This window comes from Sorangium sp. So ce363, from assembly GCF_051520435.1.
In the GTDB taxonomy this organism is placed as follows: domain Bacteria; phylum Myxococcota_A; class Polyangia; order Polyangiales; family Polyangiaceae; genus Sorangium; species Sorangium cellulosum_B.
Genome location: NZ_CP150333.1, coordinates 10,734,078 through 10,746,670 on the forward strand (window position 1 = coordinate 10,734,078; position 12,593 = coordinate 10,746,670).

The following is a 12,593-nucleotide window of genomic DNA, read 5'->3' on the forward strand; positions in this document are numbered from 1 at the left end:
TTTACTCGGTGAGGATGACGCCGCGGGCGGTGGCGTACTGCGCCCACGCGGCGGCGAGCTCGGCCGCCACGTCCGGATGAGCCGCGGAAACGTCGTTGATCTCGCCGCGGTCGGTGGCCAGATCAAACAGGCTCCAGGCGCGCGGCGTCGGGCCATAGGGCGCGCTGAGCCACAAGAGCTTCCAGTTGTCGCGGATCACGTAGCGGTGATTGCCGTGCTCCCAGATCAACGTCTCCCCGGGCGCGCGCAGGCCGGTCGCCCGATCTTCGAGCACCGGCAGGATCGAGCGCCCGCTGATCGGCTCGACTTCCCTGCCCTTGTAGGTGCTCCCCGGGTTGGGCACACCGGCCAGCTCGAGCACGGTCGGCAGAAAATCGATCACGTGCGTGGTCCCGTCGAACTGCGGCCTGCTCTGGTGCTGTCCCGGCAGCCGTGCGATGGCCGGAACGGCGATGCCGCCTTCGGTCGTGTAGCTCTTCCACAGCCGGAACGGCGTGGCGCTCACCTCGGCCCAGCGGGGTCCGACGCCGATGTACGAGCCCGGTCGACCCAGGTTCTCGAGCGAGTTCTCCACCGCGCCGGAGCGGCTCGGGTCGGTGGCGGCGAAGCCCTCGCGATTGCCACCTTCCGCGCCGTTGTCGGACTGGAAGAAGATGAAGGTGTTCTCGTACTCGCCGACCCGCTTGAGGTACTGGATCAACCTGCCGATGTTGGCGTCGAGGTTCTCGACCATGGCGGCGTAGATCTCCATGCGCCGCGCCTCGTAGATCCGCTCCTCCGGCGTCAGCTCTTCCCAGGTCTTCGGGTTGCTGCCGCCGCTCGGCAAGCGGGGATTCGGCGTGAACGACTGGGGGACGACGCCGCGGCTCTTGAGCCGCTCGAGGCGCCGCTCGCGGATGGCGTCGTAGCCCGCGTCGTAGCGGCCGCGGTACCTGTCGATGTACTCTGGCGGCGCCTGGAGCGGCCAGTGCGGCGTGGTGTACGTCGCGAACGCGAAGAACGGCTTGCCGTCGGCGCGGTTGCCCTCGATGTACTGAATGAGCTTGTCCGTGTAGAACTCGGTCGCATAGAAGTCGCGCGGCGGCTGCGTGTACACGCCGTCCTCGCGATAGAGCCGAGCCTGCGCGGTCGTCGGCGGGTCGGCGAACTCGTTGAAGAACGTCGCGACGCCGGGGAGCAGGACGTACGATTTCTCGAAGCCGCGCGCCGGAGGGCTCTGATCCTCCGTGTCGCCGAGGTGCCACTTGCCGGCGATGTACGTATGGTAGCCGGCGTCTCTCAGGATCTCGGCGACGGACAGCGCATTGTCGGTCAGGTAGCCCTCGTAGCCGGGCTGCCCTGCTTGCGGTCCAGTACCACCGCCCATGCGGCCCAGCCCGACGGCGTGGCTGTCGGTGCCCGAGACCAGCATCGCGCGGGTCGGCGCGCACAGCGATCCGGAGCGGTGCCCGGTGAGGATGCGGCCTTCTGCGGCGAGCGTATCGAGGTTCGGTGTGGTGATCTCGCCGCCGAACGCGCCGAGGTCCGAGAAGCCGAGATCGTCGGCCACGATCGTGACGATGTTGGGCAACTCGACGATCGTGCCGCCGCCGCCCGTGCCGCCGGCACCGCCATCTCCGCCGCCCGTGCCGCCGGCACCGCCACCCCCGCCGCCCGTGCCGCCGGCACCGCCATCTCCGCCGCCCGTACCGCCGACGCCGCTGCCGCCCGTACCGCCGGCGCCGCTGCCGCCCGTACCGCCGGCGCCGCCGCCGCCCGTGCCCGCAGCACCGCCGCCGCCTTCGCCCGTCGCGCCAGCTTCACCCGAGCTGCCACCGCCGCCGGCACCGCTCGTGGCGTTGCCGGTGCTGCCCGTGGAACCGCCCGACCCGACGCTCGAGCTGCCGGTCTGACCGGCGCTGCCACCGCTGCCGGAGTCGTCGTCGCTCCCGCAACCGATCGGACCGAGGAGCGTGGCGAGCAACCAGGGCCCGGTCGCGAGCGCCGAACCAATCCATCGGTGACGTTCGAAGAACCGCTTCATACCTGTCTCCTTGGGAGTGCTGGAAGCGCCGCATGCCGGAGTCGAACGTCGTCGGATCCGAGGTTCCGCCGTGATCCCGAAGGGACGCCTCGGCTCGCGCCCTGGCCAAACGCCAGCCGGACGCGCCGCGAGAAGGGCGAACTCGGACAGTGACGAGCCGCGTGACCCGGCCGTCACGACGAACGGCAGCGTGGCGCGTCACCGGGACGCCGGTGCGCTGCCTCGCTGTTCTCCTCGCCGCAGCTCGCGCCGCGGCGCATGCGGCTAACTACAGCAACAGCAATGAGCACCTGCTCGACGGCACGCGCCTGCGGTCCCCGAGCGCGCGCCGAACGTCCGCGTGGCCACAAGGAAAGGAGACATGCGTCCGCTATAACGGACCACATGACGTTATACAAGACAATTTTCGCGGCCAGCGGATCGTCCTGAACAGCGGCGGTCCGAGGCCCTGCCCGTGTTCCGGGCCCAGCTCGGCGGCCAGCGTTCGTGGATCCTCGGGCACCGCCGCGCTTGACTCCGGCAGCCGGGGCCTCTATGACATTCGCGCATCGAGATACATGAATACATGAGTCTTTCCGAATACATCGAGACGCTGAACCTCCTCGGGGACGAGAGCCGGATACGGCTCTGCGTGCTCCTCCGCGAGCGCGAGCTGCGGGTGACGGATCTGGTTCGCGTGACGGGCATCGCGCAGTCGCGCGTCTCGACGCACCTCGGGCGGCTCCGCGAGGCTGGGTTCGTGCGGGATCGGCGCCAGGGGCCGCAGTCGTTCTATGCGCTCGCGGTCGATACCCTGCCCGGGACGGCGAAGGCCCTCCTCGATGAGGCAACGAAATCGCCCGACCCGACCCTGGAAGGCGACCAGCGGCGCCTCCTGGAGCTCGACGCCGAGCGGCGCGGCGGCCTCCCCGAATCCTTCGCCGGCGAGATGGAGAGGCACTACTCCCCGGGCCGCACATGGCAGTCGCTCGCGGTCGGCATCGCCGCCTTGCTCCGCCTCGGCGACGTCCTCGACGTCGGATCGGGCGACGGCGCGGCGGCCAGCGCGCTCGCGCCTTACTGCCGCTCGCTCACCTGTATCGACTCGAGCAGCCGGATGATCGAGGCCGCGAGAGAGCGGTTCTCGACCCAGCCCCACGTCCGCGTCCAGGTCGCCGATGTCCAGGCGCTGCCGTTCGGAGACGCCTCCTTCGACTCGGTCCTCGTGTTTCACACGCTGACCTACGCCGAGGACCCGCCGCGGGCGCTGGAAGAGTGCGCCCGCGTGCTCCGCCCGGGCGGTCGGGTGGTCATCCTGTCGCTCGACGCGCACCAGCAGCGGGAGATCACCGTCCCCTACGGCGAGCGCCACCCCGGCTTCTCGCCCTCCGACATCCGCGCCATGCTCACCCGCGTGAAGCTCGATGTCGCCGCGTCCGAAGTCGCCTGCCGCGAGACAAAGAAACCCCATTTTCAGGTCGTGCTCGCCATCGCCGACAAGCCGACCCCCGGTCCCTCCAAGAGCGCCAAGCGAGGCTGATCATGCCGTCCAACAACACCACGCCTCCCCTTCATCCACTCCAGAAGCTCCTCCAGAGCCGCATCGTCATCATCGACGGGGCGATGGGGACGACCATCCGCACCTACGGGATGAAGGAAGCGGACATCCGGGGCGAGCGATTCGCGGATTCGAAGAAAGACCTGCTGAACAACGGCGATCTGTTCTCGCTCACGCAGCCGGAGATGATCTGCGATATCCACCGGCGGTTCCTCGAGGCCGGCGCCGACATCATCGAGACGAACACCTTCGGCGCGACCAGCATCACCCAGAGCGAGTTCTTCGTGGACGACCCGCGCGAGCACGGCGGGCGGAAGGATCCAGCCTTCTATCAAGGGATCATCGACGACCCGTTCCTCAACGACCTCGCCTGGGAGATCAACGAGCAGTCCGCGCGGCAGTGCCGCGAATGGGCCGATCGCGTGGCGAACGCCGACGGGCGGCAGCGGTTCGTCGCGGGCGCCATCGGCCCGCTCACCGTCTCCCTGTCCAACTCCCCGGACGCCGACGACCCCGGCTTCCGCGTCGTGACGTTCGATCAGGTGAAACAGGCGTACGTCCACCAGATCCGCGCCTTGATCGCCGGCGGCTCCGACGTGCTGCTGGTCGAGACCATCTTCGACTCGCTCAACGCGAAGGCCGCGCTCGTCGCCATTCGAGAGGTGTTCGACAAGGACGGCAAGACCCTGCCGGTGATGATCTCGGCGGCGGTCGGGCGCGGCGGAGAGACGATGATCTCCGCGCAGACGGTCGAGGCGTTCTGGAACGCGGTGAAGCACGTCAACCCGCTCGCCATCGGGCTGAACTGCTCGCTCGGCCCGGACCTGATGTATCCGTTCCTGTCCGACCTCTCGGAGAAGTCCAGCGCCGCGATCTCCTGCTACCCGAACGCCGGTCTGCCCAACCCGCTCTCCCCCACCGGCTTCGATCTGGAGCCGCCGGACATGGCGCGCCACATCGGCGGCTTCGCGGACGCAGGCCTCCTCAACATCGCCGGCGGCTGCTGCGGCAACACGCCCGAGCACATCGCGGCCATCGCCAAGGCGCTCGCGGGCAAGCCCCCGCGCGCCCTCGACCCGAGGCCCCCCGCCGAGGCCCCGCCCGGCGGCGCGGCCTCGTCCGGCGCGCCGATCCCCCTGCGCCTGTCCGGCTCGCAGCCGTTCACGCAGCAGCCCGGCGTCTACATGATCCTGGGCGAGCGCACCAACGTCGCCGGATCGCCGAAGTTCGCGAAGCTCATCAAGGAAGGGAAGTTCGAGGAAGCGGTGGGCGTCGCGCGCCAGCAGGTCGAGAACGGCGCCAACGTCATCGATATCTGCATGGACGAGGGCATGATCGACGGCGTCTCCGCGATGACGCGCTTCCTGCTGCTCCTGGCCAGCGAGCCCGAGGTGGCGAAGGTCCCGTTCATGGTGGACTCGTCGAAATGGGAGGTCATCGAGGCGGGCCTCAGGTGCATGCAGGGCAAGGGCATCGTGAACTCCATCTCGCTCAAGGAGGGCGAGGCGAAGTTCCGCGAGAGCGCGAAGACCGTCCTCAAGTACGGCGCCGCCGTCGTGGTCATGGCCTTCGACGAGCAAGGGCAGGCCGCCACCTACGAGGACAAGATCCGGATCTGCAAGCGCGCGTACGGCATCCTCGTCGACGAGGTGGGGTTTCCTCCCGAGGACATCATCTTCGATCCGAACATCCTCACGGTCGCCACCGGCATGGAGGAGCACAACAATTACGCCGTCGACTTCATCGAGGCCACCCGCTGGATCAAGGCGAACCTGCCGCACGCCAAGGTCAGCGGCGGCGTGTCGAACATCTCCTTCAGCTTTCGCGGCAACAACCGGGTGCGCGAGGCCATGCACTCGGCGTTCCTCTACCATGCCATCCGGGCCGGCATGGACATGGGCATCGTCAACGCGGGCATGCTCGAGGTGTACGAGGAGATCGAGCCGGAGCTCCGCGAGCTCGTCGAGGACGTCCTGCTCAACCGGCGTCCGGACGCCACGGAGCGGCTTGTCGACTTCGGCGAAGCGCTGAAGGCCAGGAGCGCCGGCGCCGCCGCGGCCGAGAAGAAAGAAGAGGAGTGGCGCAAAGGCACCGTCGAGGAGCGGCTGTCGCACGCGCTGGTCAAGGGCATCGACACGTACATCGATATCGACACCGAGGACGCGCGCGCCAAGCTCGGCCGCCCGCTCTCCGTGATCGAGGGCCCGCTGATGGATGGAATGAGCGTCGTCGGAGATCTCTTCGGCGCGGGCAAGATGTTCCTGCCGCAGGTGGTGAAATCAGCGCGCGTGATGAAGAAGGCCGTCGCGTACCTCACGCCGTTCATGGAGGAGGAGAAGGCGGCGATGGCCGCCGCTGGACAGGAGGTGAAGACGCAGGGGAAGATCGTCCTCGCCACGGTGAAGGGCGATGTCCACGACATCGGCAAGAACATCGTGGGCGTCGTGCTCGCCTGCAACAATTACGAGGTGATCGACATGGGCGTCATGGTCCCGTGCGAGAAGATCCTCGAGCGCGCCAGGCAGGAGAAGGCGGATCTGATCGGCCTGAGCGGGCTGATCACGCCGTCGCTCGACGAGATGATTCACGTGGCCCGCGAGATGGAGCGGCAGAACTTCAAGCTGCCGCTCCTGATCGGCGGGGCGACGACCAGCAAGGCGCACACGGCCGTGAAGGTGGCTCCGCATTACAGCGAGCCGGTCGTGCATGTGGTCGACGCGAGCCGCGCCGTGCCCGTCACGACGAGCCTCCTGAGCGAGGAGGGCAAGGCGGCGTTCGTCGCCCAGCACCGCGCCGAGTACGAGAAGCTCCGCCGGCTCCACGCGGCGCCGAGGCACAAGCTCGTCTCCCTCGAGGCCGCGCGCGCGAACCGGACGCGGATCGAATGGCGCGCCGAGGATCTGCCGGTGCCCGAGTTCACCGGCGCGCGCGTGCTCGAGGACTTCCCGCTCGCCGCCTTGCGCGAGTACGTCGACTGGACGCCGTTCTTCCACACATGGGAGCTGAAGGGCGTCTATCCGCGGATCCTGGAGCACGAGAAGTACGGCGAGCAAGCGCGCCAGCTCTTCTCCGAGGCGAACGCGCTGCTCGACACGATCATCGAGAAGAAGCTGCTGACGGCGCGCGGCGTGTATGGCTTCTTCGCCGCGAACGCCGTGGGCGACGACGTGGAGGTGTACACGGACGGGACGCGCACGAAGGTGCTCGAGCGGTTTCACTTCCTGCGCCAGCAGACGGCGAAGGACAGCGGCGAGCCGAACCGGTCGCTCGTGGATTTCATCGCACCCAGGGAGACCGGCCTCCGGGACCACATCGCCGGCTTCGCGGTGACCGCCGGGATCGGCCTGAAGGAGCTGTGCGAGCGGTTCAGGGCGGGGCACGACGACTACAACGCCATCATGGCCGAGGCGATCGCCGATCGCCTGGCCGAGGCGTTCGCCGAGTGCCTGCACAAGCGGGTGCGCGACGAGTGGGGCTATGGCCGGCAGGAGGACCTGACCAAGGCCGAGCTCATCGAGGAGAAGTACCGCGGCATCCGGCCCGCGGCGGGCTACCCTGCGTGCCCGGATCACACAGAGAAAGGCACGCTCTGGCGGCTGCTCGACGTCGAGAAGAGCACCGGCATCCAGATCACCGAGTCGTTCGCGATGTGGCCCGGTTCGAGCGTGAGCGGCCTGTACTTCGCGCACCCGGAGGCCCGGTATTTCAGCCTGGGTAAGATCGATCGCGACCAGGTGATCGACTACCACGCGCGCAAGGGCATGACCGTCGCGGAGGTCGAGCGCTGGCTCGGCCCGAACCTCAACTACGACGCTTCAAACTAGCGCCTGAGTTCTTCCCTCGTTCGGCGCTCACGGCAGCGCCGCCGTACCGGCGGCGCGCCGGATCAGGCCTTGAGCTCGTCGAGCTCGCCGGGCTGGCCGAAGGAGCCGAAGTTCGTGATCGGCCCCCCGCCCTCCTCGGTGCAGCCGACCGCGTTTGCGAGCGTCGTGAGCAGCTTGTTGTGGGGCGCGTCCTTGTCCTGCACCGTCGTGGACTGCCGCGTCACCTTGATGTACTGCCCCGTCTTGAAGTAGCCGCCGCAGCTCCCCGCGATGATGTACGGCAGGTCGCGGAAATCGTGGCGCAGGCCGTCGGAGAGCTCGTTCATGAACACGACGGCGCTGTTGTCGAGCACCGTCGCCCCGCCCTCCTCGTAGCCCGCGAGCCGGTCGAGCAGATAGACATACTCGCCCATGAACCAGCGATCGATGTTGAAGAGCATCTCCTCGTAGCCGTCGACGGCGCTCCCGGTGTCGTCGTCCCTCGTGTTCCCGTGCGAGAGCTTGTGGTGGTTGTACTCGTGGGCCATCCCATCCCACTTGAAGATGGGCCCTGCCGCGCCCGAGCCCCATTGCAGCGTCGCCGACCGCGTCGCGCCGGTCGCGATCGCCAGCGCGAGGATGTCCATCTGCATCCGCCCGACCTTCTTGAACTCCGCGTCGAACCCCACCGTGTCCGGGTCGATCCCCTCGATCTCCGCCGCTCGCTCCGGCGAGAGCTCGCGCGGGATGATCCCCGAGCCGCCCATGCCCACCTCGAGGTCGCGCACCGTCTGGAAGTGCATCTCGAGCTTGTCGCGATCGGCCTTGCTGAGCTTCTTCTTGAGCAGGGCCTCGTACTCGACCGAGACCAGGTCGAGCACGCTCTCGCGGCGCTTCGTGAGCCGCACGATCGCCTCCTCTTCGAGGTCCGTCCCGCCGACCAGGTCCCGGTACGCGAGCCACGGGTTGTTCTCGCCGCTGACGGGCTTATCGCTTCCGGTGTACGAGATGTGCCCGCGCACGTTCGGCGTCTTCGCCCCGACCATCAGCGTGAGCGCGGGCGTGCCCGGCGGGTTGATCTTGTTCGCGATGAACTGGTCGAGCGAGATCCCCGCCGCGTACTGGCTGCCCTGGACGAGCGGCTGCGCCGTGAGCTTGCAGCCCATCCCCTTCGCGTGATCATCGCCCGCGCTCGGGTCGAACCCGTAGCCGCGCGGCACCATGTGGATGCCCCGCGGGATCAGGAGCTTGTCCCGGTACGCGGCGAGCGGCGCTATCGCGCGATCCGACCCGAACGAGGCGGCCGTCAGCGCGCCGTACTGCGTGCTCGGGAAGAACTTGGCCATGTTCACGCCATTGCACATGAAGAAGGCGATGAACCGGCGCGGCGCGCTCGCATCGGCCTTGGCGTCGCGCGGGCGCAGCGACTCGAGGAGCGGGAGGCCGAGCATCACCCCGCACGCGCCCCGCAAGAACGTTCTGCGATTCATTGGTCCACCTCTTCCACGGCCCGGTACCTGAACGTCTTCGTCTGCGTGAGCGCGACCAGCAGCTCCTTGATGTTGTACCCGGACGCGCCGAGCTTCGCGTCGAGATCGGCGATCGTGCACGCGTCCTCCCGCGAGAGCTGGCGGGCATTGCCGTAACGGTACCAGTTCGTCAGATAACACCGCTGCGCGACGGGGCTCTCCGCGAGCTGCGTCGCGAAATCCACGGCGCCGTCGAAGCTGATCTCACCGTCCCCGACGGCGATCGTGCCTGTCGCGTCGATGGTCTCGCCGTCCTCGTCGGCGCGGTAGCGCCCGACCGCGTCGAAGTGCTCCAGCGCGAAGCCCGGCGGGTTGATCACGCCATGGCACTTGTTGCACGCGTCCGGCGACGTGTGCGCCTCCACCTGGTCGCGCGTCGTCTTGATCTCGCCCTGGAGGGGCGGCAGCGTCGTGTTGATGTCCGCCGGCGGGTCCGGGAGGTCGGTGCACAGGATCTGGCGCTGGATGAACACGCCGCGGTGGATCGGCGAGCTCTTGCTGAAGAACGCGTGCGAGCTCAGGAAGCCGGCCTGCGTGAGGAGCCCCGCCCGCTCCGCCGGGTCGAGCGGCGTCTCCACGAGCTCGCTCGTGAACGACCCCTCCACGCCGTAGATCGGGGCGAGCCTGTCGTTCACGAAGCCGACGGGCGCCGTCATCAGCGTCCTGAAGTCGCCCTCCATCTCGAGGACGACGTGCCGGATGAACTGCCTCGTCTCGGCCGCCATGGCCGAGGACACGCTGGCGTCGAAGTCCTCGTAGAGCGCCGGATCCTTCGAGAGATCCGCGTAACGGCTCATGTGGAGCCACTGGGCGTGGAAGTCGTCCAGGGCGCTCGTGGCCCTGGGGTCGGCGAGCATGCGCCGCGCCTCGGCCTCGATGCCCTCGGGCGTGCCCAGCGCGCCGCCCTCCGCCGCTTCGAGGAGCGCGTCGTCGGGCAGGCTGTTCCAGAGCAGGTACGAGAGCCGCGTCGCGACCTCGTAGGCGTCGAGCGGGATGATCCCCCCGCCGTCGAGCGCCTCGCTGAGCTCGACGCGGTAGAGGAAGTGCGGCGACTGGAGCATCGCCTCGATGACGTGGCGCACGCCCTGCTCGAACGGCGTGCCCGCGTCGAAGAGGCCGTTGCCGCGGGCGTACGCCGCGGCGTACGCCTCCTCCTGCTCCGCCGAGAGCGGCCTCCTGTAGACGCGCTTGCCGAGCTCCCGGATGAGCTGCCGGGCGCAGGCCGCGCCGTCGCCCTCCGGCGCGCACGGCACGATCTTGCCGAGCACGGCCTGGTCGACGACGGCGTCGGCCGCGATGGTCTCCGCGGCGCGGCGGTAATCGCGGGCGAGGCGGTCGGAGACGAGGAGCCCTTTGGCGTTGTTGTTGAACCCCTCGAACGCCGGGTCCGCGAGGAACGCCGCCGAGGCCTTCATGTCCTTGCCGAAGAGGTCCCGGACGGTGTTGTCGTACTGCGCGTGCGTCAGCCGCGTCAGTCGCGGGGTGGGGCCTGGCGCGGTGACGCCGGGCTCGCACTGCGCGCTGGGGCCGGGACCTGGGCCGGGGCCAGGGCCGGGGCCGGGACCGTCGCCCGGGTCCGATCCGCCGTCTCCAGACGTTCCCGAGCACGCGGCCGCGCTGGAGAGCGCGATGGCCGCGAGCAGCATCCTCGGGGTGCTTCGATTCACGGGCAGCTCCTTCGTGAATGAGGTCGAAGAAAGAAGAATCTACGAGCGCTCCATGGAACAGGCTATCGGGGCCAGGCGCTCAGCGTCAATGCGAGGTGGCGGTGGAGCGGTCGGTTTCCGTCGGTGCCGTCCTTCCCGTCCAATGCGCCAGAGCTGTTCACCGGAATCGGCGCAGCGCGGCCATTGACGCGCCGAGCCTCGAAAGGCGCCCAGGTGGGTACAGGAAAGTGCCTTATCCACGATTCAGGAGACAGCGCCTGACCACGCACGCCGGGAGCGCTGGTCGTTCCTGGTCGTTCAAGGCGTCGCGGGCATCTGCGGCTGACACCTGCCCGACGAGCAGACCGCCGTCATCCCGTCCGGGAACACGGGCGCGCACGGAGGGCACGCGCCCATGCCGGCGGGACAGACCAGGGCATCGAGCTCCGCGCTCTGGTTGAGGGCGACGATGCCTGCCCCGTCGCACCCCTCGCAGCAGCCGAGGCCGTCGCGCAGGGCGCAGTCCGAGTCGACCGTGCACTCCGTCAGCGGCGACTCGCGCACGTCGAGGACGACGCAGCGCCCCGCCTCGCACGTGGCGGTGAAGTACTGGGTCGTGCGCTCCGCCTCGGTGACCTCCGGGCACGCGCCGCACGCGACGCCCCCGCACCCCTGGATGATCTCGTTGAGCTTCGTCCCGGCGCGGTGGATGGCCCTGAAGTTCTCGGCAACGGCCGTGTCACAGGCGCCGCAGCAGCCCCGCGACACAAGGATGCAATCGCTCGGCGCATTGCAGACGCCTATGTCGGGCAGCTCGCCCCGACAGGCCTCCTCGCACGCGCCGAGGGAATCGAAGCGGTTCTCGTTGCCCTCGCAGCCGCCGTAGGTGAACTCCCTGCACGCGCCGGCGGCCGGGTCGTACCAGTATTTCGGGAACGCCGCGTCACACCGGCCAGGATCCGCCGGCAGCAGGCACCGGACGGGCAATTCCCCGCCGCCGCCACCGCCGCCGGTCTCCGCAGACGAACCGCCTCCGCCCGGGTCCCCGCCGCCCGAGCCTGCGGGGTCCACCTTCCCGGAGCAGCCTGCGGCGAGCAGAAGGGAGCTAAGCAAGCCAAGACCCAGGGATAAGCGCCGAGGCATGCCGGGCGAGTTGCAACGCGCATGCCCTGGGCGTCCGGTCGGTGCGCCCGCCGATCTCGCCCCGGATCGCGCGGGCGCCGGGCCTCGGTGTGCCAGACGGCGCGGCACACCATGACCGCGTCGTCGAGGGGACCGGTCCTGAGCTGATCGCCGTCAGGGGTTGCGCGTCAGCCGGACGTTGTAAAAAATGGCGCTCCCGATCGCGATGCTGCCGTTCGCCTCCCGTTGATCGAATTCAAGATCGAAGTCGACCCGTTCCTCCGCGATCTCAGCGTCCACTGTGCACCCGGACTCGCCACAATGGCAAACCTCCTTTATGCACAGATCGATATAGGCACAGTCGACGGGCTGATCGGCCAGGAAGCAGCCGTCGCTGCCTTGCGAGTAGCCCTGGTCGGACTCGCAGAAGTAGGTGCGCTCTCGGCCGCCCGGGGTGACCACAAGGCGCGGCGTCTGGAGCTCGCACCAGCCCTTCCAGAGCTCTGTAGGGGCGATCGAGAAGCGCAGCCGGCCCTCGCTGAGCTGCGCGCCCAGTAGCGTGAAATCGAAGCCCTCGTAGGGCAGGCCGAGCGCGTAACCAACCTCTATCCCGGGGTTCGGGGGATAACCCACGTCCGGATCCGTGGGCGGGGGCATCGATGGCCCCGCCCCGAAGCGCACCGTCCCGTGGATCGCCGAACCCTCCACCGTGTCGATGTCGAGCTGCACCGCGTCCGATCCCGAGCGGAACTCGAAGTTCTCGACGTATCCCTCCCAGTGCGCGACGAGCAGGGAGGCCGCGTCGGATCCCTCGCCGCCGGAGCTGGCCTCATCGCCGCCGATGGGCAGATCCTGCGGCTGACAGCCGGTGTTCCCCTGCGAGGCAGCCGTGAAGAGCAACGCGAGCGCGACGCGAGTCGAACGATTCATGGT

7 protein-coding genes are annotated in these 12,593 nt (G+C 68.8%); 2 read left to right on the top strand and 5 right to left on the bottom strand.

Going from position 1 to position 12,593, the window contains the following annotated elements; translation table 11 throughout:
- Position 1: 1 nt before the first annotated feature.
- Positions 2 to 2,023 carry an arylsulfatase gene (locus tag WMF12_RS40400; protein ID WP_437853829.1) on the bottom strand — a complete coding sequence of 674 codons (2,022 nt, stop codon included), beginning with the start codon at positions 2,021 to 2,023 and terminating at the stop codon, positions 2 to 4.
- Positions 2,024 to 2,588: 565 nt separating this feature from the next.
- On the opposite strand from WMF12_RS40400, the gene WMF12_RS40405 reads away from it, so the two are divergent.
- Entirely contained in the window at positions 2,589 to 3,542 is a 954-nt protein-coding gene (locus WMF12_RS40405; protein WP_437742072.1) for an ArsR/SmtB family transcription factor, read from the top strand.
- A gap of 2 nt (positions 3,543 to 3,544) precedes the next feature.
- The gene (gene metH, locus WMF12_RS40410; RefSeq protein ID WP_437853831.1) at positions 3,545 to 7,384 is read left to right on the top strand and encodes a methionine synthase; all 3,840 of its coding nucleotides are present in this window, start codon (positions 3,545 to 3,547) and stop codon (positions 7,382 to 7,384) included.
- A 62-nt stretch (positions 7,385 to 7,446) separates the two neighbouring features.
- Here the strand turns inward: metH and WMF12_RS40415 are convergent, their stop codons facing one another.
- The 4 genes from WMF12_RS40415 to WMF12_RS40430 all read right to left on the bottom strand — a co-directional run bounded on the left by WMF12_RS40415 (position 7,447) and on the right by WMF12_RS40430 (position 12,590).
- Positions 7,447 to 8,853, bottom strand: a complete 1,407-nt coding sequence (locus WMF12_RS40415; RefSeq protein ID WP_437853833.1) for a DUF1552 domain-containing protein — start codon at positions 8,851 to 8,853, stop codon at positions 7,447 to 7,449.
- Positions 8,850 to 10,559: a DUF1592 domain-containing protein gene (locus tag WMF12_RS40420; RefSeq protein ID WP_437853835.1), complete on the bottom strand. Its 1,710-nt coding sequence runs from the start codon at positions 10,557 to 10,559 to the stop codon at positions 8,850 to 8,852. The genes WMF12_RS40415 and WMF12_RS40420 overlap by 4 nt, the downstream gene beginning before the upstream one ends.
- Positions 10,560 to 10,856: 297 nt before the next feature.
- Positions 10,857 to 11,651, bottom strand: a complete 795-nt coding sequence (locus WMF12_RS40425) for a BPTI/Kunitz domain-containing protein (RefSeq protein ID WP_437853837.1) — start codon at positions 11,649 to 11,651, stop codon at positions 10,857 to 10,859.
- A gap of 183 nt (positions 11,652 to 11,834) precedes the next feature.
- Positions 11,835 to 12,590: a hypothetical protein gene (locus WMF12_RS40430; protein ID WP_437853839.1), complete on the bottom strand. Its 756-nt coding sequence runs from the start codon at positions 12,588 to 12,590 to the stop codon at positions 11,835 to 11,837.
- Between the last annotated feature and the right edge of the window lie 3 nt (positions 12,591 to 12,593).